General features: G+C 65.0%; 21 protein-coding genes and 1 tRNA gene. 16 read left to right on the top strand and 6 right to left on the bottom strand.

All coding sequences use genetic code 11. From position 1 onward, the window contains the following. The first annotated feature begins 134 nt into the window (after window positions 1-134). On the top strand, window positions 135-1,454 hold the full coding sequence (gene aceA, locus ACSQ9A_RS17905) for an isocitrate lyase (protein WP_436304622.1): 1,320 nt from the start codon (window positions 135-137) through the stop codon (window positions 1,452-1,454). 65 nt (window positions 1,455-1,519) lie between these two features. Here the strand turns inward: aceA and ACSQ9A_RS17900 are convergent, their stop codons facing one another. Beyond that, window positions 1,520-2,482, bottom strand: coding sequence for a GlxA family transcriptional regulator (locus ACSQ9A_RS17900; RefSeq protein ID WP_436304621.1), 963 nt, complete (start codon window positions 2,480-2,482; stop codon window positions 1,520-1,522). A gap of 114 nt (window positions 2,483-2,596) precedes the next feature. Here ACSQ9A_RS17900 and ACSQ9A_RS17895 point away from each other — a divergent pair, with 114 nt between their 5' ends. The 10 genes from ACSQ9A_RS17895 (at window position 2,597) to ACSQ9A_RS17850 (ending at window position 11,126) form a co-directional block, all read left to right on the top strand. Next, the gene (locus ACSQ9A_RS17895; RefSeq protein ID WP_093109758.1) at window positions 2,597-2,908 is read left to right on the top strand and encodes a putative quinol monooxygenase; all 312 of its coding nucleotides are present in this window, start codon (window positions 2,597-2,599) and stop codon (window positions 2,906-2,908) included. Between the two features lie 221 nt (window positions 2,909-3,129). Next, window positions 3,130-5,037, top strand: coding sequence for a threonine--tRNA ligase (gene thrS / locus ACSQ9A_RS17890; protein WP_436304620.1), 1,908 nt, complete (start codon window positions 3,130-3,132; stop codon window positions 5,035-5,037). 99 nt (window positions 5,038-5,136) lie between these two features. Next, complete coding sequence (gene infC / locus ACSQ9A_RS17885; protein ID WP_093109756.1) at window positions 5,137-5,748, top strand: translation initiation factor IF-3; 612 nt, start codon at window positions 5,137-5,139, stop codon at window positions 5,746-5,748. A 147-nt stretch (window positions 5,749-5,895) separates the two neighbouring features. Next, window positions 5,896-6,099, top strand: coding sequence for a 50S ribosomal protein L35 (gene rpmI / locus ACSQ9A_RS17880; RefSeq protein ID WP_028253491.1), 204 nt, complete (start codon window positions 5,896-5,898; stop codon window positions 6,097-6,099). 24 nt (window positions 6,100-6,123) lie between these two features. Beyond that, window positions 6,124-6,483 carry a 50S ribosomal protein L20 gene (gene rplT, locus ACSQ9A_RS17875; RefSeq protein WP_028253492.1) on the top strand — a complete coding sequence of 120 codons (360 nt, stop codon included), beginning with the start codon at window positions 6,124-6,126 and terminating at the stop codon, window positions 6,481-6,483. A gap of 110 nt (window positions 6,484-6,593) precedes the next feature. After that, the gene (gene pheS, locus ACSQ9A_RS17870) at window positions 6,594-7,670 is read left to right on the top strand and encodes a phenylalanine--tRNA ligase subunit alpha (protein ID WP_436294546.1); all 1,077 of its coding nucleotides are present in this window, start codon (window positions 6,594-6,596) and stop codon (window positions 7,668-7,670) included. 21 nt (window positions 7,671-7,691) lie between these two features. After that, the gene (gene pheT / locus ACSQ9A_RS17865; RefSeq protein WP_436304619.1) at window positions 7,692-10,130 is read left to right on the top strand and encodes a phenylalanine--tRNA ligase subunit beta; all 2,439 of its coding nucleotides are present in this window, start codon (window positions 7,692-7,694) and stop codon (window positions 10,128-10,130) included. Next, window positions 10,127-10,498, top strand: a complete 372-nt coding sequence (locus ACSQ9A_RS17860) for an integration host factor subunit alpha (RefSeq protein ID WP_093109753.1) — start codon at window positions 10,127-10,129, stop codon at window positions 10,496-10,498. Before pheT ends, ACSQ9A_RS17860 begins: the two co-directional genes overlap by 4 nt. Window positions 10,499-10,561: 63 nt before the next feature. Continuing rightward, window positions 10,562-11,023 (top strand): MerR family transcriptional regulator, encoded by a 462-nt coding sequence (locus ACSQ9A_RS17855; protein WP_436304618.1) that lies wholly within the window; start codon window positions 10,562-10,564, stop codon window positions 11,021-11,023. A gap of 26 nt (window positions 11,024-11,049) precedes the next feature. Beyond that, window positions 11,050-11,126: transfer RNA gene (locus tag ACSQ9A_RS17850), tRNA-Pro, on the top strand. Window positions 11,127-11,364: 238 nt separating this feature from the next. Here the strand turns inward: ACSQ9A_RS17850 and ACSQ9A_RS17845 are convergent. Further along, entirely contained in the window at window positions 11,365-12,684 is a 1,320-nt protein-coding gene (locus ACSQ9A_RS17845) for a Fic family protein (RefSeq protein ID WP_436304617.1), read from the bottom strand. A gap of 900 nt (window positions 12,685-13,584) precedes the next feature. Here ACSQ9A_RS17845 and ACSQ9A_RS17840 point away from each other — a divergent pair. Both ACSQ9A_RS17840 and ACSQ9A_RS17835 read left to right on the top strand, forming a co-directional pair. Beyond that, window positions 13,585-14,577: a hypothetical protein gene (locus ACSQ9A_RS17840; RefSeq protein ID WP_436304616.1), complete on the top strand. Its 993-nt coding sequence runs from the start codon at window positions 13,585-13,587 to the stop codon at window positions 14,575-14,577. Window positions 14,578-14,991: 414 nt separating this feature from the next. Beyond that, window positions 14,992-15,354, top strand: a complete 363-nt coding sequence (locus tag ACSQ9A_RS17835) for a hypothetical protein (protein ID WP_436304615.1) — start codon at window positions 14,992-14,994, stop codon at window positions 15,352-15,354. 384 nt (window positions 15,355-15,738) lie between these two features. Here the strand turns inward: ACSQ9A_RS17835 and ACSQ9A_RS17830 are convergent, their stop codons facing one another. Then, entirely contained in the window at window positions 15,739-16,683 is a 945-nt protein-coding gene (locus ACSQ9A_RS17830) for a GAF domain-containing protein (RefSeq protein ID WP_093112220.1), read from the bottom strand. A 218-nt stretch (window positions 16,684-16,901) separates the two neighbouring features. Here ACSQ9A_RS17830 and ygiD point away from each other — a divergent pair, with 218 nt between their 5' ends. Further along, window positions 16,902-17,807, top strand: a complete 906-nt coding sequence (gene ygiD / locus ACSQ9A_RS17825) for a 4,5-DOPA dioxygenase extradiol (protein ID WP_436306318.1) — start codon at window positions 16,902-16,904, stop codon at window positions 17,805-17,807. Here the strand turns inward: ygiD and ACSQ9A_RS17820 are convergent. Both ACSQ9A_RS17820 and ACSQ9A_RS17815 read right to left on the bottom strand, forming a co-directional pair. Then, window positions 17,804-18,865 (bottom strand): alpha/beta hydrolase, encoded by a 1,062-nt coding sequence (locus ACSQ9A_RS17820; protein WP_170855809.1) that lies wholly within the window; start codon window positions 18,863-18,865, stop codon window positions 17,804-17,806. The genes ygiD and ACSQ9A_RS17820 overlap by 4 nt on opposite strands. A gap of 104 nt (window positions 18,866-18,969) precedes the next feature. Beyond that, on the bottom strand, window positions 18,970-21,081 hold the full coding sequence (locus tag ACSQ9A_RS17815) for a carboxypeptidase regulatory-like domain-containing protein (protein ID WP_436304614.1): 2,112 nt from the start codon (window positions 21,079-21,081) through the stop codon (window positions 18,970-18,972). Window positions 21,082-21,233: 152 nt separating this feature from the next. On the opposite strand from ACSQ9A_RS17815, the gene ACSQ9A_RS17810 reads away from it, so the two are divergent. Both ACSQ9A_RS17810 and ACSQ9A_RS17805 read left to right on the top strand, forming a co-directional pair. Further along, complete coding sequence (locus ACSQ9A_RS17810; protein ID WP_436304613.1) at window positions 21,234-21,935, top strand: response regulator; 702 nt, start codon at window positions 21,234-21,236, stop codon at window positions 21,933-21,935. Then, on the top strand, window positions 21,932-23,764 hold the full coding sequence (locus ACSQ9A_RS17805; RefSeq protein ID WP_436304612.1) for a histidine kinase: 1,833 nt from the start codon (window positions 21,932-21,934) through the stop codon (window positions 23,762-23,764). The genes ACSQ9A_RS17810 and ACSQ9A_RS17805 overlap by 4 nt, the downstream gene beginning before the upstream one ends. Window positions 23,765-23,853: 89 nt before the next feature. Here ACSQ9A_RS17805 and ACSQ9A_RS17800 read toward each other — a convergent pair whose 3' ends face one another. Then, a complete protein-coding gene (locus ACSQ9A_RS17800) occupies window positions 23,854-24,762 on the bottom strand; it encodes a LysR family transcriptional regulator (RefSeq protein ID WP_436304611.1) in 909 nt (302 codons plus the stop codon). Between the last annotated feature and the right edge of the window lie 8 nt (window positions 24,763-24,770).

The following is a 24,770-nucleotide window of genomic DNA, read 5'->3' as shown; positions in this document are numbered from 1 at the left end:
TTGAGAAAACATCGCGTAAGTGGTTGATTTTAAACGGTGAAAAATATGTCTTCTATAAGACATAAGAGTGTGGCCTTGTCGTACAGTAAGTCCACGGCCGCAGCGCCACCTCTCAATCAACCCTCGGAGTGACCATGCCCCAAACCATCACTGAACAACTGAGCCGCGAACAGCAAATCGCCGCCCTCGAAAAAGACTGGGCGACCAACCCGCGCTGGAAAGGCATCAAGCGCGGCTACAGCGCAGCCGACGTGGTGCGCCTGCGCGGTTCCTTCCCGATCGAATACACCCTCGCACGCCGCGGCGCCGAGAAGCTCTGGGATCTCGTGAACAACGAGCCCTACGTCAACTGCCTCGGCGCGCTCACCGGTGGCCAGGCCATGCAGCAGGTCAAGGCGGGCGTCAAGGCGATCTATCTGTCCGGCTGGCAGGTCGCCGCCGACAACAACAGCTACGCATCGATGTACCCCGACCAGTCGCTCTATCCGGTGGACTCGGTGCCGACGGTGGTCGAGCGCATCAACAACACCTTCCGCCGCGCCGACGAGATCCAGTGGTCCAAGGGCGGCAACCCCGGCGACAAGGACTATGTCGACTACTTCGCGCCGATCGTGGCCGATGCCGAAGCAGGCTTCGGCGGCGTGCTCAACGGCTTCGAATTGATGAAGGCGATGATCAAGGCCGGCGCCGGCGGCGTGCACTTCGAAGACCAGCTCGCCTCGGTCAAGAAGTGCGGCCACATGGGCGGCAAGGTGCTGGTCCCGACCACCGAAGCGGTGCAAAAGCTGATTGCCGCGCGCATGGCCGCCGACGTCTGCGGCACGCCGACGCTCGTGATCGCCCGCACCGATGCCGAAGCGGCCGACCTGCTGACCAGCGACTACGACGAGAACGACAAGCCCTTCCTCACGGGCGAGCGCACCGCCGAAGGCTTCTACAAGACCAAGAAAGGCATCGAGCAGGCCATCTCGCGCGCCGTCGCCTACGCCCACTACGCCGACCTGGTGTGGTGCGAGACCGGCACGCCCGACCTCGAGTTCGCACGCAAGTTCGCCGAAGCCGTGCACAAGGTGCATCCCGGCAAGATGCTGGCGTACAACTGCTCGCCTTCGTTCAACTGGAAGAAGAACCTCGACGACGCGACCATCGCGAAGTTCCAGAAGGAGCTGGGGGCCATGGGCTACAAGTACCAGTTCATCACGCTGGCCGGCATCCACTCGATGTGGTTCAACATGTTCGACCTGGCGCAGGACTACGTGAAGCGCGGCATGTCGGCATACGTCGAGAAGGTGCAGGAGCCCGAGTTCGCGGCGCGCGACCGCGGCTACACCTTCGTGTCGCACCAGCAGGAAGTCGGCACCGGCTATTTCGATGAAGTGACCACCGTGATCCAGGGCGGCAAGTCGAGCGTGACGGCGCTCACCGGTTCGACCGAGGAAGAGCAGTTCCACTGATCTTCGTCGGCGCTTGAGTTTTGTCCCCGCGCGAGCAATCCGCGGGGATTTTTTTTCGTCTCGCCTCAGTCGACCATGCGCAGCTCGCGCACGCCGCGGCCCAGGCGCTGGCGCAGCAGTGCGCGCAGCGTCACGCCCTCGGCGTAGCCCACCAGCGTCGCGATCTGTTCCAGGCTCTTGTCGCTGGTCTTGAGCAGATGCACGGCGCGTTCCACGCGCAGGTCCTGGAAGTAGGACAGCGGCGTCTTGCCGAGCACCTGCTGCATGCGTCGCGCCAGGGTGCGTTTGCTGGTGCCCGCCGCCGCGGCTGCCTCGTCGAGCGAAAACCCGTCTGCCAGCCTGCCGCGAGCCCAGCGTTCGAAGCGCTCCACGGTCGGGTCCGAGTGGCTCAGGTGATCGGTGATCACGTAGGCGGACTGTGAAGGCCGCGAGTCGACGATCAGGTATTTCGCCACCAGCGCCGCGAGTTCGGGGCTGGCCTGGCGCACCAGCAGCAGCGCCATGTCGATGTGGCTCAGCGCGGCGCCTGCCGTGACGAAGGCGCCGGAGCTCACCAACATGCGCGATTCGTCGAGCTTCACGCAGGGATAGCGTTGGCGAAACAGCGAGGCCAGCCACCAGGTGGTCGTGGCGTGCTGGTGGTCGAGCAGCCCCGACTCGGCCAGCACGAAGGTGCCGATGCAGGCTGCGGCGATGCGGACACCTCGTACGGATTGCGCGCGCAGGCAGGCCGCAGCCTCTGCGACGTCGCGCCGCTGCAGCGCGAACTGGAGGCCGTCGGGCATCTTCTCGCCGATCGCGGGCACGACGATCCAGTCCGGCTTGCCGGCATCGGGCGATGAGGCCACGGGCACGCTCAGGCCTTGCGAGGTGCGGACCCTCTTTCTCACGCCGGTGAGCTTTGCCTCGAAAGGCGCGACATCCAGACTGAGCATGCCGGCCAGTTCGTTGGCTGTGGTGAACACGTCCAGTACCGTGGCCAGGCCGGTGTCGAACACGCCGTCGAGTGCGAGGATGTTGACCTTCATGACAACAACGATATCAAAGATGTCAAAAATGCCAATAGGTCCTATGCCGCGGCATGCCTAGAGTCACCACCATGGACGCGCAATCCCGCGCTTCCGTGTCCACCGGAGACCTTCATGATCAAGTTCGCATTGTTCGCCCGCCTCGAAGCCAAGCCGGGCAAGGAAGCCGAGGTCCAGCAGTTTCTCGAAGCGGGGCTTTCCATGGCGCGCGACGAGAAGACCACGCCGATCTGGTTCGCCCTGCGCATTTCGCCCACCACCTTCGGTGTCTTCGACGCGTTCGAGGACGAGGCCGGTCGCCAGGCGCATCTGAACGGCCCGATCGCCCAGGCCTTGATGGCCAAGGCGCCGGAGCTGTTCGCCAAACCGCCGGCCATCGAGCCGATCGAGGTGCTGGGTCTCAAGAATGCAGCGCCCGCGTCCTGAGCGGGCTGCGGATAGAATCGGCAGCTCCGTCTCAGCAGCAACAAGAGCGAGAAAGGCACCCTGGTTATGACACCGCGAACTACACCGCAAGCAATGAGCGGTCTTTTCCTTGAAGGAAGAGGCCGGTAGTCCGCGCACGCTGGAAGCATCCAGCACTCAAACCACAGCCAAGCGCGGTCCCAGACCGCGCTTTTTTGTTTTCTCGCCGAGGTTTTCTTCCCATGATCCAGATCACTCTCCCCGACAACTCGCGCCGCGAGTTTCCCGGCCCGGTTTCGGTGGCCGACGTTGCCAAGTCCATCGGCCCCGGCCTCGCGAAGATGACCGTGGCCGGCAAGGTCGACGGCCAGCTGGTCGATGCCAGCGACCTGATCGAGCATGACGCGAAGCTGCAGATCATCACGCCCAAGGACGACGAGGGCCTGGAGATCATCCGCCACTCGACGGCCCACCTGGTCGGCCATGCAGTGAAGCAGCTCTACCCGACGGCGAAGATGGTGATCGGTCCGGTGATCGAGGAGGGCTTCTACTACGACATCGCCTACGAGCGCCCTTTCACGCCCGAGGACATGGAGGCGATCGAGGCGCGCATGCGCGAGCTGATCGCGCGGGACTACGACGTGGTCAAGAAGATGACGCCGCGCGACGAGGTCATCGAGGTGTTCAAGTCCCGCGGCGAGGACTACAAGCTGCGGCTGGTGGAGGACATGCCCGACGAAAAGGCGATGGGCCTGTACTACCACCAGGAGTACGTCGACATGTGCCGCGGCCCGCACGTGCCGAACACTCGCTTCCTCAAGGTCTTCAAGCTCACGAAGCTGGCCGGCGCCTACTGGCGCGGTGATGCGAAGAACGAGCAGCTGCAGCGCATCTACGGCACGGCCTGGGCCGACAAGAAGCAGTTGGACCAGTACGTCCAGCGCATCGAGGAGGCCGAGAAGCGCGACCATCGCCGGCTGGGCAAGGAGCTCGATCTGTTCCACATCGACGAGGTGGCGCCCGGCGTGGTGTTCTGGCATCCCAAGGGCTGGGCGATCTGGCAGCAGGTCGAGCAGTACATGCGCAAGGTGTACCGCGACACGGGCTACCAGGAAGTCAAAGGACCGCAGATCCTCGACAAGAGCTTGTGGGAAAAAACGGGCCACTGGCAGAACTACCGCGAAAACATGTTCACGACGGAGTCGGAAAAGCGCGACTACGCGCTCAAGCCGATGAACTGCCCGGGCCACGTGCTGATCTTCAAGTCCGACCTGCGCAGCTACCGCGACCTGCCGCTGCGCTATGGCGAGTTCGGCCAGTGCCATCGCAACGAGCCCTCGGGCGGCTTGCACGGGATCATGCGGGTGCGCGGATTCACGCAGGACGACGGCCACATCTTCTGCACCGAAGACCAGATCCTCGAGGAATGCGTGGCCTACACGGGGCAATTGCTCAAGGTCTATGCCGATTTCGGCTTCACCGAGATCCTCTACAAGGTGGCAACACGGCCCGATAACCGCATCGGCGCCGACGAACTCTGGGACAAGGCCGAGCATGCGCTGATGGAGGCACTGCGCCGATCGGGTGTGGAATTCGTCATCTCGCCCGGCGAAGGCGCCTTCTACGGGCCGAAGATCGAATACACGCTGCGAGACGCCATCGGCCGCCAGTGGCAGTGCGGCACGATGCAGGTGGACTTCAACATGGCTGAGCGCCTGGACGCAGAGTACGTCACCGAGTCCAGCGGCCGCGCACATCCGGTCATGCTGCACCGCGCGATCGTCGGCAGCCTCGAGCGATTCATCGGCATGTTGATCGAACATCACGCCGGCGCACTGCCCGCTTGGCTGGCGCCGGTGCAGGTCGCGGTGCTCAATATCAGCGAAGGACAGGCGGATTACGCATCTCAAGTTGCGAAATCGCTGCAAAATCAAGGGCTTAGAGTTTTGCTCGATCTGCACAACGAGAAGATTACGTATAAAATACGGAAGCATTCGTTGCAAAAGCTTCCCTACATCCTCGTCGTGGGCGACAAGGAGAAGGAAGCAGGTGCCGTCGCAGTGCGCGCCCGGGGCAATCTTGATCTCGGTGCCATGTCGGTGGAGGCGTTCTCCCAAAAGATCGCCGCCGACATCCAACACAAGCTTTGAATTTGAACCGGTTCAAAGGCTGATTTTGAGCAATCAGGCTGCTTGTGGGCGTGGACTCTACGGCGTTCGCTACAATTTTTGTAGCAGATTGATTGAAGGATTCTGACCATCGCTACTGCATTTCGCGACCGCCGCCACCGCGAGGAACGCCAACACCGCCTGAACCGGGAAATCATGGCCCCGGAAGTCCGCCTGATCGGGCCCGATAACGAGCAATTGGGTGTCGTGAGTCTTGCCGAGGCATTGCGCCTGGCTGGTGAGCAAGACGTGGATCTGGTGGAAGTCGTCGCGGCGGCCAATCCGCCGGTCTGCCGCCTGATCGAGTACGGCAAGTTCAAGTACCACGAGCAGAAGAAGGCCGCCGAAGCGAAATCGAAGCAGAAGGTCATCGAGGTCAAGGAAATCAAGTTCCGGCCGGGTACCGACGAAGGCGACTACAACATCAAGATGCGCAACATCCGGCGCTTTCTTGACGAGGGTGACAAGTGCAAGATCACGCTGCGTTTCCGGGGGCGCGAGATCACGCACCAGGAACTCGGGCTGGCGCTGTTGCAGCGCATTCGTGAGGATCTCGGCGACGCGATCGTGGTTGAGCAGTTTCCGAAGCTCGAGGGCCGGCAGATGATCATGATGATCGCGCCGGGCCGCAAGAAGGCGGGTGGCGCGGCAAAACCGGCGGCTGAGTCGACAACCGCACCCGCCGCGGCCTGAGCTGAAGAGATAGAAGGATTCGAAGGGATTTCGCCCTTGTCAGCACTCCAAGGTGCAGGCAAGGGCGGGATAAAGAAGTGTCTCGGGGCCAACAAGCCCGTGGAATATCCGCGGCGCCTCACGAGCACAAACTAAAGGAGCATTCACATGCCCAAAATGAAGACCAAGAGCAGCGCGAAAAAGCGTTTCCGCGTTCGTCCCGGTGGCACCGTCAAGCGCGGTCAAGCCTTCAAGCGTCACATCCTGACCAAGAAGACCACCAAGAACAAGCGTCACCTGCGTGGTGCAACGGCAGTGCACGAGACCAACATGGTTTCGATGGCCGCCATGTTGCCCGGCAGCGGCATTTAATCCAGACGAACAAGGAGTACACACATGCCTCGCGTCAAACGTGGTGTAACGGCTCGCGCCCGCCACAAGAAGGTTCTCGCACTCGCCAAGGGTTTCCGCGGTCGCCGCGGCAATGTCTTCCGCATCGCCAAGCAGGCGGTGATGAAGGCAGGCCAATACGCCTACCGTGACCGCCGCACCAAGAAGCGCGTGTTCCGTCAACTGTGGATTGCCCGTATCAATGCCGCTTCGCGCGAACTGGGCCTGACCTACAGCCAGTTCGCCAACGGCATCCGCAAGGCCGGTATCGAGATCGACCGCAAGGTCCTGGCCGATATCGCCGTGCACGACAAGGCCGCTTTTGCCGGCATCGTGGAGCAGGTCAAGGCCAAGCTGGCTGCTTGATCCTGCACAGCGGGTTGCCGTCTTCCGGGACAGCGGCCTGCGCCCACGGCACAAGGGCTGGCGCTTGAAAGGGCTCCAGCCCTTTTTTCTTTCACCTCGAAGTATTCCCCATGAACGAGTTGGACTCCCTGGTCGACACCGCACGTGCTGCCTTCGCGAAGGCGAAGGCCCCGGCCGAACTCGAGAACGCCAAGGCGCAGTTCCTCGGCAAGGCCGGCCGCATCACCGAGTTGATGAAGGGCATGGCCGCGCTCTCCGTCGACGAGAAGAAGTCGCGCGGCGCGGCGATCAACGTTGCCAAGCAGGCCATCGAAGCCGCGCTCACCGAGCGCCGCCAGCAACTGGCCGACGAGGAACTCGCCGTCCAATTGCGTGCCGAGGCGCTCGATGTCACATTGCCCGGCCGCCAGCGTGCGCCTGGCGGCCTGCATCCGGTGAGCCGCACGATGGAGCGCATCGAGGCGATCTTCTCGAGCATGGGCTTCGATGTCGCGGACGGTCCCGAGATCGAGAGCGACTGGCACAGTTTCACCTCGCTCAACAACCCGCCGAACCATCCCGCGCGCTCCATGCAGGACACTTTCTACGTCGACATCAACGGCGAAGACGGCATCCCGTACAACCTGCGCCCCCACACCAGCCCGATGCAGGTGCGCTACGCGCATCAGCACGTCAAGAAGTACGCGGCCGAGTTCGAAGCCGCGGCGGCCGACACCACCGGCACGGTCAAGGCGCCCGAGATCCGCGTGATCGCGCCGGGCCGTACCTACCGCGTCGACAGCGACGCCACGCACTCGCCGATGTTCCACCAGTGCGAGGGCCTCTGGCTCGGCGAGAACGTGAGCTTCAAGGACCTCAAGGTCGTGTTCACCGACTTCTGCCGCACCTTCTTCGAGACCGACGACCTGGTGCTGCGCTTTCGTCCGAGCTTCTTCCCGTTCACCGAACCGAGCGCGGAGATCGACATCCAGTTCCAGACCGGCCCCCTGGCCGGCCGCTGGCTCGAGGTCTCGGGCGCGGGCCAGGTGCATCCGAACGTGGTGCGCAACATGGGCCTGGACCCCGAACGCTACATCGGCTTCGCCTTCGGCATGGGCCCGGACCGGCTCACGATGCTGCGCTACGGCGTCAACGATCTGCGCCTGTTCTTCGATGGCGACCTGCGCTTCCTGAGCCAATTCCAGTAAACAGAGAACGAGAACGACGAGATGCAATTTCCAGAGTCCTGGTTGCGCGAGTTCTGCAACCCGCCGCTTTCCAGCGCAGAACTGGCGGAGACGCTCACGATGGGCGGGCTCGAGGTCGAGGAGCGCCGGCCGGTGGCGCCGCCCTTCACCAAGGTCGTGGTCGGCGAGATCAAGGAAGCGGGTCCGCATCCCAACGCCGACCGGCTGCGCGTGTGCCAGGTCGACGCGGGGCAGGGCAGCTTGCTCAACATCGTGTGCGGTGCGCCCAACGCGCGCGCCGGCATCAAGGTGCCGCTGGCGCTGGTCGGCGCGGAGCTGCCGCCGGGCGATGACGGCCAACCTTTCCTGATCAAGCTGGGCAAGCTGCGCGGCGTCGAAAGCCAGGGCATGCTGTGCTCGGCGCGCGAGCTCAAGCTCAGCGAAGACCACGGCGGCCTGCTCGAACTTCCGGCCGATGCGGCCGTAGGCGCCGACGTGCGCGAGGTGCTGAAGCTCGACGATTCGCTGCTGACGCTCAAGCTCACGCCCAACCTGGCGCACGGACTGAGCGTCTACGGCATCGCGCGCGAGCTCGCGGCGTTGACCGGTGCACCGCTCAAGACACCTGCCATCGCCCCGGTGGCGGTGGCATTGAAGGACAAGCTGCCGGTCCAGGTCGCAGCCCCCGATCTGTGCGGCCGCTTCTCGGGCCGCATCGTCCGCGGCGTCGATACGAAGGCCGCCACGCCGGCGTGGATGGTCGATCAACTTGCGCGCTGCGGTCAGCGCAGCGTGTCGCCGCTGGTCGACATCTCGAACTACGTGATGTTCGAGTACGGGCAGCCGTCCCATATCTTCGACCTCGACAAGATCCACGGCGGCCTCACGGTGCGCTGGGGCAAGCCGGGCGAACAGCTCAAGCTGCTCAATGGCAACACGGTCACGGTCGACGAGAAGGTCGGCGTGATCGCCGACGAGCGCGGCCAGGTCGAATCGCTGGCCGGCATCATGGGCGGCGATGCGACGGCGGTGTCCGACGACACCCGCAACATCTATGTCGAGGCGGCCTTCTGGTGGCCCGAGTCCATCCAGGGCCGTTCGCGCCGCTTCAATTTCAACACCGACGCGGGGCACCGCTTCGAACGGGGCGTCGACCCGAGCCGCACGGTGCAGATCATCGAGCGCATCACGCAGCTGATCGTCGACATCTGCGGCGGCCAGGCCGGCGCCATCGACGACCAGAGACTGCGCCTGCCGGAAGCCAAGCCCGTCACGCTGCGCGTGGCGCGTGCTGCGCGCGTGATCGGCATGCCGCTCACCCAGGCCCAGTGCGGCGACGCGCTGCGCCGGCTCGGCCTGCCCATGGAAGAGGGCGAAGGCACGCTGGTCGTCACGCCGCCGCCGCACCGCTTCGACCTGCAGATCGAAGAAGACCTGATCGAAGAGGTTGCCCGCCTGGTCGGCTACAACAACCTGCCGACCATGGCCCCGCTGGCACCGATCACCGCGCGCGTGCGGCCCGAGGTCCAGCGCAGCCGCTTCGCCGTGCGCCATCGCCTGGCCGCGCTCGGCTACCAGGAAACCATCAACTTCAGCTTCGTCGAGGCGCACTGGGAGCAGGAGCTCGCGGGCAACGCCAACCCGATCAAGCTGCTGAACCCGATCGCGAGCCAGATGAGCGTGATGCGCTCGTCGCTGATCGGCTCGCTGCTCCAGGCGCTGAAGTTCAACCTCGACCGCCGGGCGCCGCGCGTGCGCGTGTTCGAGCTGGGCCGCGTGTTCCTGCGCGACGACACAGTCGTCACCACCGACAGCACCGTGAAGGGCATCCACCAGCCCATGCGCGTGGCAGGCCTGGCCTGGGGCGATGCCGAGGCCGCGCGCTGGGACGGCAAGGCGCAGCGCGTCGACTTCTACGATATCAAGGGCGACGTCGAAGCGCTGCTCGCGCCCCTTGTGCCGAGCTTCGAGGCGACCGAGCATCCCGCGCTGCATCCGGGCCGCGCGGCGCGCGTGCTGCTCGACGGCCGTGCGATCGGCGTGGTGGGCGAGCTTCACCCGCGCTGGCGCCAGACATGGGAGTTCGCCCAGGCGCCTGTGCTGTTCGAACTCGAGCTCGATGCCGTCACCGCGCGGCCGCTGCCCGAAGCCCAACCGGTGCCCAAGCACCAGGCGGTGGAGCGCGACATCGCCGTCGTGGTGGCCGAAGCGATCACGCACGATGCGCTGATGCGTACCATCCGCGCGGCCGCCGATCCCAGCTTGCTGCGCGACGCCGTGCTGTTCGACATCTACCGGCCGCCCGTGGCGAGCGACGGCACTGTCGCGCCCGGCGGCCTGGCGCAAGGCGAAAAGAGCATGGCCGTGCGCCTGAGCTTCAATAGCGACAGCGCCACTCTGACCGACGAGCAGGTCGAAGCGGCGGTGGCCACGATCCTCGAGCAACTCAGCGCGCGGCTCGGCGCGCATCTGCGGGTATGAACGCCATGGAATTCACGCTCGAAGTCCTCGAAACGCCCGCGCTCACCAAGGCGCACCTGGCCGACCTGCTGTTCGAGCAGATCGGCCTCAACAAGCGCGAATCCAAGGACATGGTCGAAGCCTTCTTCGACCTGATCGCGGCCAGCCTGATCGAAGGCACGGACGTCAAGATCTCGGGCTTCGGCAATTTCCAGATCCGCGTCAAGGCGCCACGGCCTGGCCGCAATCCGCGTACCGGCGAGGCCATTCCGATCGGCGAGCGCCGCGTCGCCACCTTTCACGCCAGTGCCAAGCTGAAGGAACAAATTCACGGCAGCATCGGCGAAGAGGGGCCGCAAGAGGTGGAGTGGAGTCTCGGCGCCGAATAGTGCTTGGTCGCGCGCGGTGCGTGGAGTAATCTCTAAGGTTTCCCTCGCACCGTCTTGATTTCAATGGAGAAAACGCTCCCACCGATTCCTGTCAAACGCTACTTCACGATCGGTGAGGTCGGCGAGTTGTGCGGCGTCAAGCCGCACGTGCTGCGCTACTGGGAGCAGGAGTTCACGCAGTTGCGCCCGATGAAGCGGCGCGGCAATCGACGCTACTACCAGCACCACGAGGTGCTGATGATCCGCCGCATCCGCGACCTGCTCTACGACCAGGGCTTCACCATCAGCGGGGCGCGCAACAAGCTGCAGGAAATGGTCCAGTCGGAGCGCGACCGCCGCAAGGCTGGCGAAGTGCCGCTCGAAGGCATGGAGGCGGTCGAGATCGATCAGGAAGAGTTCGAAGCCGCACTCAAGGAAGGCACGGATATGCCGCAAGGCGCAGACCGGACCATCGATCCGTCGCAGCTACTCCACCTGCGGCGCGAACTGTACGAAATTCGCGAACTGCTGAGTCCAGGTCACTGAAAACGCACGGCTATAATCGAGAGCTTCGGTGTGTGGCGCAGCCTGGTAGCGCACTTGCATGGGGTGCAAGGGGTCGAAGGTTCGAATCCTTTCACACCGACCAATTTAAAGTCCGGCGTAATCCGGCAAGCTCCGAAAAGCCCTTAAGAATCAACGCTTAAGGGCTTTTTCTTTGTCCGGGTTTGTCCGCCGGGATTCGGCGGCATCCGGCGCCTGTGGGGGCAGCTGGAAATCTGAACGTCAAAGGGCTGGCTCAGAATCCAGGCTCGTAGGAACCTTGGCACATGTCTTTTTGCGCCTTCTCAGAGGCCGCCTCGCGCCTCGCGGGCGTAGCCGGCTATCTATTCGAGCGCCGCCGTGGCGGCCTCTGGATACAGGTTTGGGAACAGGATGTTGAGCGAGGACATGGGGAATCCAATGCTGAGTTCCGACCGGTGGCCGTCGCTCTTCAGCAACCCGTCGGCGAGGAATCGAGACACGACCTTGCGGGCTGTTCGCTCCTCCAAGCCGGTCATTCTGATGAAGTCGCCCCGCGCGACCGAACCCGTCGTTGCGACCGTCTGAAGCGGAAAGACCGCCTCCTCCCGGTACTCCGAGATGCCGTCCGTGGTCCCTCTCACGAGCACGTAAGCCCGAATGCGATCTTTGAGCTTCGGAAGGTCAAGCATGGTGGCCATGAACGTGACCTGGTCCTCGCACAGCTCGATGAAGTAACGACACCACTCCCAAAGCATCTTCTGGCTGAGGTTTCCGCGGCCATCGAGGTCGCCCTGCCGGGCACTGTCGGCGTTGTCGAGCATTTCGTAATAGCGCTGTCGCTGGCGTGCCAGCGCTCGATTTGGGGACCATAAGCCGCCGCTGAGGGGAAACAGGGCGCAGTGGCTCTGCAGTCGAACAGCACGCCCGTTGCCGTCCTCGAACGGATGAGTCCACGCCATGCGGTGATGGGCGGACGCAATGGCGTAGAGAACGGCGTCGACGCCCTTGAGCTGGCCATATCGCTCATCCATCCGCTTTAGGAATTGAGGGACGGACTGCCAGGTCGGAGGTTGATGTCGGCCGACTGCGACGTCGTGCTTCCGGAGCTCTCCCGGAACAACAATGCGTCCATCGTCGGTGCGCCGGTCTTCTTCCGAGAGCCTGCCGTACAGACTTGCGTGCGCCCTCAAGAGAAAATCGCTGCTCAGGGCCGCCGCCTCCGTCGTCACGAGGTGCTCGAGCTCCTGTTCCGCTTCGATGTGCGCCACGGCCACCCGCTGGCGCATGGCCACGTCGGGTTTCTCGGAAAAGTCGTGCCTGAGCGCCCGCTCGATGTTCGCAGGGTGCGTGCCCTGGCCCTCGATGCTGTTCGAGTAGTAGGAGTTCATCGAGCGGACAATTGCGCGCAGGGCATCTCGTGCTTCTGGGCTTGCCGAGGCTCGCAGCTGCGCCGATTTCTCGAAGACGCGGCGCGTGGCCTCAATCAACCCGTCCAGGTTCAGCGCTGGTAACAGCGGCTCAAACTGGTGGGGTTGGTCATAGGCGGCAATCGTCTTGGGTTTTTCTGACATGATTTCCGGTTCTGTTTCCGGTATTGTCGATGAAAAAGTCATACGAAACAACGGGTTAGAGACGAAGCTGGCTGGCGTGGATTCCGGTTGGTTTACCGGTTTGGTTTCCACTTGGATTTCCGATTGGGATGCCCTTCACCAGTTGTTGCGCCAGCATTTAGCCCCTCCAGCGCCACACACGACCAGAGACGCTCCGTTCTAGCGACCTCGCGGCACGCATGGTGCCGTGCGACACTGAGTGAGACGAGGCGCGGAGACGCGCACGGGCGAGTGGCCATCCGCGATACAGCAAGGCCTCCGATTTGACCGGCGGAACGCCTGATCGACCCGTCGATTGCCCGGTCGCACGTCCCCGCATTCGATCCGAGCCGAGCGTCATGCGCGAGGGCGCGCGTTCTTGGAATCAATCGGGTGAGGGCCTGTGCGAAAGGCGCACGTCCATGAGTTCGTGCAGGCAGAGGCAATGTCACACTACCGCGCCGAGAGTCCCGATGCGTTTGAACGGTCATTTCTCGTGCGGTAACGAGGCGGTGTTGCACCAGAACATCGTGGGGGCAGCTATGGGGGCAATTTCTACAACCAAGACGTTGATTGGCAGTAGTGGCGCGGGCTGCAGGTCGAAATATGGATCCTTTCACAGCCAACAAAACGTCCAAGGGCGTCCGGTTTCATCCACCGGACGCCCTTTTTCATTGGGGGACTGGGCGAATGATGTCTATCGGCGTGGGAATGTTTGGGGCATGGATCCTTGCCTCCATTGTCGCCCAGTCGTGGGGAGCGGGGATTTGCGCTCCAGGGCGATTCGATGGCGCCGCGCGAGACGGAGATGGCTGATTGGCCCGTTCCAACGTCGAACAGTGGGCGCGTGCGGGCGTGGAGGGGCGTGCTGAGGGACGCACAGGCTTTGGGGGCCGATCCAGGGGAGAGCCGGCTCAACCTTGAGTAACACAAATTCGCACGATAACAGTGCCTGTGTTATCGTGCGGAACCGATGTTACATAGGAATCAGCCGTGCCGGCCCTCACAACCGCCGTTCGACACTACCTCCATGAGGTCTTGGGCATTGCCGCGCCCGGCGTCAAGCCGTGGGCGCGCGCCGACGAACTGCCGTATTTCCTGCGGGACGCGTTTCAGTTCAGTGAGCTGGAACTGCTGGGGCAGCCTATTGTGCTGGCAGTGGGACGCGCTGGGCGCAAGTATTCCCTCAGCGAGGTCCGAACCTGGCTGACCAAGGTCAGGGCGCTCGCTGGCCAGCCGGCGGTCTACGTCACCGATGCCCTCGCTTCCCACGAACGGAGGCGCCTGATCGACTACAAGGTGCCGTTCATCGTTCCGGGCAATCAGCTTTACCTGCCGGACCTCGGTCTCGACCTGCGTGAATACTTTCGCCAGCGCGCTCCGGCTGCGGAAGCGCTGAGCCCGTCTGCACAAGCCATGTTGATCACGGCGCTGCTGCGCCGGCCGTGGGAACCCGAGTGGCAACCTTCCAAGGTGGCAATAGCCTTGGGCTACACGCCCATGACGCTGTCGCGCGTGGTGAAGGAGCTGACCGCGGCCGGGCTCGCGAGCGTGCACGCTGTGGGCCGCGTGCGCCTGCTGCGCATGGGAGGCCCTCCAGAGCAGGTCTGGGAGCGGGCGAAACCTGTACTGCGAACACCCGTCAGGCAAACGGTGTGGGTTGCCCCCGAAAGCGTCCTTGCCAACGTGCATGGCCGTTTGGCCGGGTTGAGCGCGCTCGCACGGTACTCGATGCTGGCCGAGCCCCAATGGCCGGTGTATGCGATGACGGGCTCCGATTGGAAGGCAACCACGGAGGCAGGCATTCGGGAGCTGCCTGAACCCGTCGCCGGCGCGCAGGAATGGCAGTTGTGGAGCTACAGCCCGGCGTTGCTGCCGAACGCCGCCACGGTAGACCCGCTTTCCCTGACGCTCAGCCTGCAGGACAACACCGATGACCGGATCCAGCTTGCGCTGGACGAACTGAAAGGACACCTACCATGGTGAGAGGGCTAGACGTTTTCAAGGAATGGTTCGCGGCCTACGCCGACCAGTACGTTCTGATTGGCGGCACGGCCGCCACCTTGACGATGGAAGGCGCCGGGCTGGCATTTCGCGCCACCAAGGACCTCGACATCGTCCTACATGTGGAAGCGCTGACGCCGGCCTTCGGGGAGGCCTTCTGGAAATTCGTCGACGCGGGCCGCTACGAAATCCGCCAAGCCAGCGACACGGGCAAGCCGATCTTCTACCGCTTTCAGAAGCCCGGCGACGAACGATTCCCGGCAATGGTCGAGCTCTTTGCGAGAGCGCCCGACGGACTGCAGCTGGCGGAGGGCAGCCAACTCACTCCGATACCCCTGGACGAAGCCGTCTCCAGCCTGTCCGCCATCCTGTTGGACGAGGTCTACTGCGCTCATCATGGCGGGCCGTCGCGAAGAAGATGGCCTGCCATGGGTCGGCGAGGACCGCCTGATTCCCCTCAAGGCCATCGCGTGGCTGGAACTGAGCGCGCGCAAGGACCAGGGTGCCAAGGTGGACGCCAAGGATGTGCGCAAGCACCTCAACGATGTGCTGCGCCTCTCGCAACTGCTGGCGCCCGCCACACGCATTGCGCTCGACCGGAAGGTCGGGGAGGACATGGCGCGGTTCCTGACCGCGGTGGCCGCCGACACCACCATCGATCCGAAGGCGCTGCAACTCGGCGCTGTCACCATCGCCGAACTGGTCGGACGGATCGCCCAAGCTTATGAAATTGAACTGCCGGCACAGGCGGTGAAGTGAGAAGGGGGAGGTGGCATGGCCTTATTCAAGGACTGGTGCGCCGGTACCAAGCAGACAGACAAGAAGAAGACCTTTCGCACGTATATGGCGGGCCCTGCTGCGGGGGCGGCGCGCCGCGGAGCGCAGCAGCAGCGATCGGCGTGGCCCTCCTCCGCCGACCATCTCTTGGGGGCAGGAGGAGTTCAAACCAAAAGCTGCAAAAAGTTCATGCTAAGTTGAAAACCGACAGCCGTCACTTGATCCCGGCGTAGTACTGATGCGTCATGCTTCCGACTGACAGTCGTCCGGCGCTGGTGCTGGTAGAGGTGGCTTCGGCGCCCGACCGAATCGGGCGGCATCCTCGGTGCCGGCGGCTGTCTCAATTTTCGGGGCCGCGGCGGGCAGTTAGAGGTACAGCGCCACCACCTCGACCACTTCGCTCTCCCACACCACAGGTATTGCCAACAGCGCCCAGGACCCGATCGCCGTCGCGGCAGCAGCGGGAGCGCCTGGTTCGGAAGCCGGCCAGTCATTGATCGCCGGCACCCCGCTGAGCCAGGCCCTGGCGATCGATCCCATCGGCGCTGACAAGGGCAGCGTCGCTTCGATCAGCGAGGCACCACCATGGAGTTCACTGAAGGCGTAGACGCGCTGCAGCAAGCCGCCTGGCGCAGCGGGAACCCAGCGCTCGATGCGGCGCGCCAGCGGCAACGTCGCACCGGCAAGGAAGGTCACGACATGGCTGTCATCGAGCCGCGAACCAACTGGGATTGCCAGACCCCGCAGAAGGCCTGCATCGGCCGCCTCATGCGCGCGCAGGAACCGTCCGGTGGTAGGCAGGTTTTCCATGAACACTGCTTCGCCGCGTTGCCAGGCCAGCCCCGGCAGGCCCACGCCGCGCGGCAGGTAGGTCTCGAGCGAGGCTGATTCGAAGGCTTGAGCGTTCGCGCCAAACGCACCATCGACAAGTCTCATGTCGCTGGTGATGCGTGCGTCGTGATGCCAGAGTTCCAAACAGCTGGCTGCGGCGGCCTCGTGTCCGCAGAAGATCACGAGCACCGAAGTGAGGCGGTCATGCACAAAAAGCGGCAGCGCGATGGCGCAGTCCAGGCCGGCGTCGCGGGCGGCCGAAATGCGGCGGAAGTTCGAGCCTTCGAACTGACGCAGAAGGATCGGTCTGCCTTCGTCCCAGGCGCGACCCGGCAAACCTTCCCCTGGGCCGAAGCACATCTCCCGGCTGATGGCCGCGAATCGCCTGGCGGCACCGAATGCGCCGCTTCCGAACTCGAGCAGGGAGCCGTCGTCGCTCGGCAACCAGACTTCTGCGGCCTTGATGAATGTTGAAGTCATGCTGCGACCTGCATACGAACAATCCAAAGCAAGTTGCAAGCCATGGCTACCGGGTGGCGGGTCTTCGCACCACGACTGTCGAGGCCGAATCCATGCATCCGTCGCTATGATCCGGCGGCGGCAAGGCACGAACGACTGCGTTGCGAAGACCTTGGGTCCACGCACGCAGATTGTTCGGCGAGCCTCCAAGCCGTGCACCGAGCCACTCACTTGAAATCATGTTTTCTGCTGACCTGCGCCGCCGCGGCTTCCTTCTGAACACCACGGCGCTCGGCGCCACGGCCGCGCTCGCCTCCCTGTCGTCGTACGCTCACGCCGCGGCCGCCAAGGCCGGCAAACCCTCGAGCCGCATGCCGGTCATCTTCATTGGCCATGGCAGTCCCATGAACGCCATCCGCGAGAACGCGTTCACCCGCCGCCTGATCGACTGGGGCAGGGCGCTGCCGCGACCGACCGCGATCCTGAGCATCTCCGCGCACTGGCTCAGTTCGGGGGCGACGGGCGTTGGCATCCAGGAGAAGCCAAAGACGATTCACGACTTCGGCGGTTTTCCTCAAGCGCTCTTTGACATCGAGTACCCGGCGCCGGGCCATCCGGCCATTGCCCAGGAGGCGCCGAGCCTCGTGAAGCAGGCCAAGGTCATCCCCACGCAGGAGTGGGGCCTCGACCACGGCAGCTGGACCGTCCTGAAATACCTGTACCCGAAGGCTGACGTGCCGGTCTTCCAGATGTCCATCGACTATGACAAGCCGGCGGCCTTCCACTATGCGGTGGGTCGCGACCTGGCCGCCCTCCGCGACAAGGGCGTCTTGGTGCTGGGAAGCGGCAACGTCGTGCACAACCTGCGCGCGACCGACCGCGGCACGCCCGATGGCCTCAGGGCAAGCCGGCCCTGGGCGCAGTCGTTCGACGATGCAGTCAAGGCGGCCCTCCTGGGCCGCGACGACCAGGCCCTCCTCAATTACGGGAAACTGGAAGGCGCGTCCATCGCCGTCGCCACGCCCGACCACTACTACCCCTTTCTGTACGCGCTGGGCGCTGCCAGCGCCAACGAGCGCGCGCAGACCATCTATGAAGGGTTCCAGTCGGGGACCTTGAGCATGCGCTGCCTGCAGTTCGGTTAAGGCTGCCCTGCGATCCCCGGAATTCCCGGCGCACCCATGTAGCAGGTGAGGCCATCGGCGTCGCAGCCGACCAGATACACCTTCTTGGGGGCCTCGTCCCCTTGCAGATCCCGTTCAGACGAGAACACCCGTTCGAACAGAAGCTTCATCTTCTTGGGCATGCCGTCGTTCACGAAGTAGCCATGGCCCCCCTTTCCAACTTCGCCGTTCGTGAAATTGACGTACCGCATGTGTGGAGCTCGAAGCAGTTCGCTCCCTGGAGCGGCGCCGAGCTTGAACTGACTCTTGTCGGCAATGAAGGCTCCGGCCAACACGGTGTCGTTCTTGTTGAAGGTGACAAAGACCTGCCCCTTGGGCCGCACGTTCGCAAGCCAGTCGCGATGCCCGCTCGAGCGAACGCAAGGCGCCAAGAGTGCGACGTTCTGCGCGGCCGCCACGGATTCCGTGGCGCCCGCGACGTCGAGCGAGTACTGAAGGAAGTGCGCGCCGAGGCTGTGTGCAGCGATGGTGAACGGCTGACGATTGATGAACAGCCTGGCTGCGGCGACCATGCGGAAGAATCGCGCGAGAGCTTCCCCGGAATTGATGGCGTTGGTCTTGGCCCTCTGGTACCGCAGGATCTTCGACTTGATCCGTGACGGCTTCTGCTTGCCGACGGCCACGCCGGAAAGGTCGTCCTCATCGCCGTCTTCTGTGTCGGGCTCGACCTCCGGGAGCTTGTCGCCGTTGGAGAGGTAGCCCTCCGACGGCCAGGAAAAGCCGACGACTTCGACGTTGTACATTGCCTCCAGCGTTGCGCATCGCGCGAAGCACTTGGCTGGCGTGTTGTTGTTGCCATGGAGATAGACCAGAACGGGGCGACTTCCCTCGAACAATGGCCGAAGGGCGCCCATGGAGTCCTGGTTGTCGACATCGTTGTCCACGCCGGAGACGCTCCAGCCTTTGCTGGTCTTCTTGACCGTAGCCAACCCGAGGCGATCCGACTGCTCGATGAAGCTGGTGCTAAAAACAGCTTCGTCCGTGCCAGTGGTCAACAAGCGATTCGTGAAGATCAGCATGGGTCCTCCAGTTGTTTTGGGGCGCATTCTGCACCTGCTCGCAGGTGCGTTCAAAGAAAAACAGCCCCGCAAGCGGGGCTGGATTGCGAAGCCGCCGCGGCTTGCTACTGGAGCTTGTAGAACCCGATCTTCTTGCTGATCTCCACCTGGCGCGCGTTGCGGGCCCAGAGTTCGACGGTGTTGATCGATGTGCCCTCGGCGTACTGCTGGCCGAAGGTGTTGTCGCAATGCTTGTCGCTGCTGCCTTGGGTCGAGCAGAACACCATCGCCTTGCGCGCCGAACTCGCTACGCCGGTGCTGTCGTTGAAGCGCGCGCCCGGCTGGCCGGCAGTGGTGCTGCCGAAGGGCGCACGACCGTACACGGCCAACGAGGTCGGCGCCAGCGCGCCCTGCGGCACGGTCCAGGCGTCCAGCTGGCCGTCGGCGCTGAAGTCGACGTTGTTCGGATCGTTCTGGCTGGGCGCGCCGTAGATGCTGGCGCCGTCGGTCGCGATGTCGGTTTCAGCGAGCAACCCGGCACGCATCGTCGCGGTGATGTTCGCAAAGGTGAGCTGCCGGATTTCGGCGACCGACTGCGCGCGGGCCAGGGTGCGGTACTTCTGCGTCGCGACGCTGGCGTTGCTGGTGTCGAAGAACTCCAGCGTCCACACGCTCTGGTTTTGCAGCGCCGCGATTTGCGCGTCGGTGTACTGCGTGCCCACGAAATAGAGGCCGAGCTCCTTGTCGGCCGGGTTGCCGGCGGTGGCCGTGTTCTGGTAGGCGCCGGCGAGCCGAACGATCGGGCTGCCGCTCGGCGTCACGCCGTCGTCCTTCATCACCACCAGGTACGACAAGCCCGACTGCGGCACGAAGGTGCGCACCACGCCGTCAGGCGCGGTCACCAGCACCTTGCTGAAGATCGGGTTGCCGCTGCCGTCGGTCTTGTTGTCGATGTTGATGTTGTAGCCGGTGGTGTAGGAGTTGAAGTTCGGCGTGTTGATCAGGTCGCGGTGCTCCGAGAAGGGGCGCACGCTGGCGCTGTGGTCGTTGCCGTTGCCCGCGAGCTTGAGCGTGCCGCCGACATTGCGCGCAATGATGGTGTCGTTGTCGGCGTTGCCGGCCGTGTCGGTCCAGCGGTAGCTGAGCACCAGGTCGCCGTTGGCGCGCACGAACTCGAAGTTGCCGCGGTCCCACACCAGGCCGGTGGGGCCGGGCCGGAACAGGCTGTTGAATGCGCCCCGGTTGCTGGCAGTGCGGCCCACGGTGTTGCCGTTGTTGTAGTAGGTGGACGGATCGTCGCCGACAAACAGCGTGCGGCAGGCCGGGGCGATCACGTCGGCCGGACCGCCCGTGACGGCGGCCGTGTCGTTCGGCGCGTTGACCCGCTGCGACAGCGGCAGCGCATAGCAAGCCGTGAGGCGCGTGAAGAGGTCCGCGACCGTCGCCGGCGAGGGCGTGTTGGTCAGCGCGCTGGCCGTGACGGTGGGCAGCACGGGCGTGATGGCGCTGCTGGTGCTGTAGCTGATGGACAGCGGCGCGCTGCCGTCGTCCGCGGGCGTGGCCTTGACGGTGATTTCGATGTTGGCGGCGGTGCCGTCGGGCAGCACGCTGACCGAGATCGAATCGAGCACCTTGTCCTGGCCGGTGCCGTCGGCCGCGAAGCTGCCCGAGATCGGGTCGATCGCCGCCAGGCCCAGAGCCGACAACAGCGGGGTGATGGCCGCCACCAGCTCGTCGGTCTGCTTCTTGATGGTCTCGGCTGTCACGGCGCCGGGATTGGTCTGGATCGCGCCGGCCAGGCTGGCCGGATTGCCGTCGGGTGAGAGCTCGGCCACGATGATGGTGGTCAGCGGCGTCACGTTGGCGGTGCCGCCGGCCGCGCTGGCCGTGGTGCTGTAGAAGGCCTGGTCATCGCGCACGGCCTTGATGACCAGCGGTGCCTTGGTGGTGGCCGGCAAGGTGCAGGCGTAGGCGCCGGCGCTGTCGGTCTGGGTCGTGCAGACCGTGCTGCCGGTCTGGTCGACCACGGTGATCGTGGCGCCGCTGAACGCCGCGCCGGTGGCGGCCACGCCGCTGAGCTTGGCGGCCGTCGTGGTGCCGCCGGTGTCGGTGCTGCCCGTACTGCCGGCGGCGGTCGGGAATCCACCTCCGCCTCCTCCGCCGCCTCCGCAGGCGGCCAGCGAGAGCACCAGTGCCGCGGCCCAGCCGGCACGGATCTTGGGGGAAATGGATGTCATGAAAAGAACTCCTCGTGGTTTTGGGTTGTTGACAGGTGGTTGCATGAAAAGAAGCGACGCGAGTGTCGAGGCAGGGTCGGCGAGAGCGCATCCCATGAACGAGTGAGGCGAGGGCGGCCTGCGGCGGGTTCTGTGGCTTTATGCTCACCGCCATGCAAACAGAGGGATCCGAGGCGGAGACGCCGAGCCGTTGGAACGTGCTGGTGGTCGAGGACGATCGCAATGCGCGCGCGTTCTTCGAGGCCAGCGTGCGGCGCAGCCCCCAGCTGCGCTGGCTGGACGGCCTGGGCACGGTGCGCGAAGCGCTGGCCTGGCTGGCCGACGCCGACGAGATTCCCGACGTGCTGCTGGCCGATCTGGGCCTGCCCGACGGCAGCGGGCTGGATGTGATTCGCGCTGCGGTGGCGCGTTTTCCGGAATGCGAGCCGCTGGTGATTTCCGTGTTCGGCGACGAGGACAACGTGCTCGCCAGCATCGAGGCCGGAGCCGTGGGCTACATCCATAAAGATGCCGCGCCCGAGGACATCGCCCACACCATCCTGGAGATGAAGGCGGGCGCCTCGCCGATCTCGCCGATGATCGCGCGTCGCGTGCTCGCCAAGTACCGCAGCTTGCGGCTCGAGCGCGGGCCCGCACCTGCGGTGGCTCCGGAAGCACCGTCGCTGCTCTCGGTGCGCGAGCAGGAGGTGCTGGCGCTGATCGCGCGCGGCTTTTCCTACGCCGAGATCGCGCGACTCAAGACGCTGAGCGTGCACACGGTACAAACGCACATCAAGAACCTCTACGGCAAGCTGGCGGTGCACTCCAAGAACGAGGCGGTGTTCGAGGCGACGCGGCTCGGCCTCTTGCCATGACCGGCACTGCGCGCCGGCTGATGGCGCTGCTGCTGCTGGCGCTGGCCGCCTGGGCGGCGGCGCCCGGCGCGCGGGCCGAAGTGCTCGAACTGCGCCAGGCGCGCGTCAATGTGATGCAGCCCGACGAACCACCGGGTTGGCGCGACACGATGCTGCCCTATCACTGGGACCGCGTGCACCGCAACGTGCCCGGGCACGCGAGCTTCGAGATTCCGTTCGACTTCGCCGAAGCGCCCTCCGAGCCCTACGGCCTGTTCTTCCCGGTCGTGGGCAATGCGGCCGAGATCTGGCTCAACGACAAGTTGCTGGCGCGCTTCGGCGACGTCGCAACGCCGAACCGCGACGACTACGCCAAGGCGCCGCGCTACGTGGCGGTACCGCCGGCGATGCTGCAGAAAGAGAACCTGCTGCGGGTGCACATCCGGGCCGACGGGGGGCGGCGCGGCGGCCTGTCGACCATCCGCCTCGGGCCTTCCCATGAGATGCGCGACAACGTTTTTTCCCACGCCTACGCGTGGCGGGTGACCGGCTCGCTGCTGCTGGGCATGTTCAGCCTCCTGGTCGCCTTCATCGCGTTCACCTGCTGGGCGACGCAGCGCCAGCTCGCGCCCGACGGCCGGCTGCACCGCGACAGCGTCTACTTCTGGGCCGGCGTGGCCGAGCTGTGCTGGACGCTGCGCGTGGGCGACGCGGTGATCCAAGAGCCGCCGCTGGCCTGGCCGCTGTGGGGCGTGGTGCTGACGGCGTCCTACGCGGGCTGGATCTGCGGCGTGCTGCTGTTCTGCCACCACGTTGCGGGGTGGCGTGCGCACCGCTCGATGCGATGGATGCAGGTCGCGACGGCGGCGTTGTTCGCCAGTGGGGTGCTGGCTTCCTGGCTGTCGTTCGCGCAGCACCAGCCTGTGTTCCTCACCGCCTGGCTCGGCTTCGCGAGTTTGAGTTCGGCGCTTTACGCCTGCTTCTATTTCGTGGCCACGCTGCGCCATCCGACCACCGCCCGCTGGCTGGTGGCGGGCGCCGGCATGCTCAACGTGGCGGTGGGCGTGCGCGACTGGGTGATGATTCGCCTCAGCGACAGCTTCGGCGTCATCACCTGGAACCGCTACGTCTCGGTGGTGTTCGGCCTGGCACTGCTCTACATCGTGCTGCTGCGCTTCCGCGAGGCCAGCGGCCAGGCGCGCGAGCTGCTGGGCACGCTCGCCGCCCGAGTGGCACAGCGCGAGCAAGAACTGGCCAGCACCTATGGCCGGCTCGAGCAGGCGGCGCGCGAGCAGGCCCGCACGCACGAGCGCGAACGCATCCTGCGCGACATGCACGACGGCGTCGGCTCGCACATCAGCGCGGCCATTCGCCAGCTGCAGGCGGGGGAGGGCAGCCAGCCGGAGCTGCTGCGCACGCTGCGCGATTCCCTGGACCAACTCAAGCTCACCATCGATTCGATTCACCTGCCCGACGGCGACGTGGGCGCGCTGCTGGCGGCCCTGCGCTACCGCCTGGCGCCGCGCTTCGACGCCTCGGGCATCGCCCTGGAGTGGGCGGTCGACGAACTGGTGCCGGTCGAGCGCCTCGACGCCCAGGCCATGCGCCACCTGCAGTTCCTGCTGTTCGAGGCGATCTCCAACGTGCTGCAGCATGCGCAGGCCACGGTGCTGCGCATCGAGGCAGCGATGGTGGGCACGGCGGTCCGGCTCAGCGTGATCGACGACGGCCGCGGCTACGACGCCTCGCGCGCGCCGCGGTCGCTGCGCGAGCGCGCCCAGGCGATGGGAGTCCGGCTCGTGCTCGAAAGCCGACCGGGTCGCACGGTCGTTCAGCTCGAAATGGCGTGACTAGCAGCGGGAGTGGTCAAAGCCGGAGGGAACTTTGATGGAGCGTTGATGCTTTGCTGAAGCGCTCCGCAGCGTACGGCGTTGGGACCTTAGCTGCGCCATGGCGGCACCGGCTTGAAGCGCTGCTGCAGGAACGACAGGAACAGCTTCACCCTGGCGGACATGCCAAGGCGCTGCGCCACCAGCGCCACCACGTCGGCGGCCGGCAGGCTCCAGTCCTCCAGTACCCGAACCAGATGCCCAGAGGCCAGGCTCTCGGCGATGTCCCATTCCGAGCGCATGATCAGGCCCTTGCCCTTCAGCGCCCACTGTCGCACGACGTCGCCGTCGTTGCTGCTCAGGGTCGCCGCCACCCGCACCGCGACTTCGCTGCGCTTCTTCTTGAAGTGCCACAGCGTCACGTCTTCCTGGTTTTCGCGCAGCGCGATGCAGTCGTGCCCGGCCAACTCCTGCGGCGTGCGCGGCGCAGGGCGGCGGGCGAGGTAGTCGGGCGCGGCGCAGACGAAGCGCGCATTGGGCGCGATGGGGTAGGCGACCATGCTCGAATTCGCGAGGTTGCCGATGTGCACGATCAGGTCGAAGCGGTTCGCGTCGGCCGCCGACACCACGTCGCTGAGCGTCAGGGAAACCTTCAGCCCCGGGTGCCGCGTATGAAAGTCGGCGATGGCGGCTGCCAGGTGATGCCGGCCGAAGCCCAAGGGGCCGCACACGTTCAGCGTCCCCGCGACCTCGCCCGAACGGGCGCGCAGGTTGTCGATCAGGCCATCCAGTTCGGCGAGCAGGCTCACGGCCCCCGCGTGGAAGAGCTCGCCCTCGTCGGTGAGGCTGAAGCGGCGCGTGCTGCGATGGACCAGGTGCAAGCCCAGGCGGCTTTCGAGTTGCCGCAGCCGCTGCGAGACGGACGAGGCCGTCACGTCCATGCGCCGCGCGGCCTCCGCGAGGGAGCCGCTTTCGGTGATGGCGACGAAGAAGCGCAGGTCGGTGATGTCGTGCGACATCCTTCGAT

Origin of the sequence: Variovorax sp. LjRoot290, assembly GCF_964253985.1 — a bacterium.
GTDB lineage: Bacteria > Pseudomonadota > Gammaproteobacteria > Burkholderiales > Burkholderiaceae_C > Variovorax.
This window is presented reverse-complemented; position numbering and strand designations above follow the sequence as displayed.

What these genes read in the sequence shown, in the direction of transcription:
- ACSQ9A_RS17815 (WP_436304614.1), bottom strand. Translation starts at nt 21,081, where the DNA reads ATGACATCCATTTCCCCCAAGATCCGTGCCGGCTGGGCCGCGGCACTG.
- ACSQ9A_RS17820 (WP_170855809.1), bottom strand. Translation starts at nt 18,865, where the DNA reads ATGCTGATCTTCACGAATCGCTTGTTGACCACTGGCACGGACGAAGCT.
- ACSQ9A_RS17810 (WP_436304613.1), top strand. Translation starts at nt 21,234, where the DNA reads ATGCAAACAGAGGGATCCGAGGCGGAGACGCCGAGCCGTTGGAACGTG.
- ACSQ9A_RS17855 (WP_436304618.1), top strand. Translation starts at nt 10,562, where the DNA reads ATGGAGAAAACGCTCCCACCGATTCCTGTCAAACGCTACTTCACGATC.
- ACSQ9A_RS17805 (WP_436304612.1), top strand. Translation starts at nt 21,932, where the DNA reads ATGACCGGCACTGCGCGCCGGCTGATGGCGCTGCTGCTGCTGGCGCTG.
- thrS (WP_436304620.1), top strand. Translation starts at nt 3,130, where the DNA reads ATGATCCAGATCACTCTCCCCGACAACTCGCGCCGCGAGTTTCCCGGC.
- aceA (WP_436304622.1), top strand. Translation starts at nt 135, where the DNA reads ATGCCCCAAACCATCACTGAACAACTGAGCCGCGAACAGCAAATCGCC.
- ACSQ9A_RS17835 (WP_436304615.1), top strand. Translation starts at nt 14,992, where the DNA reads ATGGCGGGCCGTCGCGAAGAAGATGGCCTGCCATGGGTCGGCGAGGAC.
- ACSQ9A_RS17895 (WP_093109758.1), top strand. Translation starts at nt 2,597, where the DNA reads ATGATCAAGTTCGCATTGTTCGCCCGCCTCGAAGCCAAGCCGGGCAAG.
- rpmI (WP_028253491.1), top strand. Translation starts at nt 5,896, where the DNA reads ATGCCCAAAATGAAGACCAAGAGCAGCGCGAAAAAGCGTTTCCGCGTT.
- ACSQ9A_RS17860 (WP_093109753.1), top strand. Translation starts at nt 10,127, where the DNA reads ATGAACGCCATGGAATTCACGCTCGAAGTCCTCGAAACGCCCGCGCTC.
- ACSQ9A_RS17900 (WP_436304621.1), bottom strand. Translation starts at nt 2,482, where the DNA reads ATGAAGGTCAACATCCTCGCACTCGACGGCGTGTTCGACACCGGCCTG.
- ACSQ9A_RS17830 (WP_093112220.1), bottom strand. Translation starts at nt 16,683, where the DNA reads ATGACTTCAACATTCATCAAGGCCGCAGAAGTCTGGTTGCCGAGCGAC.
- pheS (WP_436294546.1), top strand. Translation starts at nt 6,594, where the DNA reads ATGAACGAGTTGGACTCCCTGGTCGACACCGCACGTGCTGCCTTCGCG.
- ygiD (WP_436306318.1), top strand. Translation starts at nt 16,902, where the DNA reads ATGTTTTCTGCTGACCTGCGCCGCCGCGGCTTCCTTCTGAACACCACG.
- ACSQ9A_RS17800 (WP_436304611.1), bottom strand. Translation starts at nt 24,762, where the DNA reads ATGTCGCACGACATCACCGACCTGCGCTTCTTCGTCGCCATCACCGAA.
- pheT (WP_436304619.1), top strand. Translation starts at nt 7,692, where the DNA reads ATGCAATTTCCAGAGTCCTGGTTGCGCGAGTTCTGCAACCCGCCGCTT.
- rplT (WP_028253492.1), top strand. Translation starts at nt 6,124, where the DNA reads ATGCCTCGCGTCAAACGTGGTGTAACGGCTCGCGCCCGCCACAAGAAG.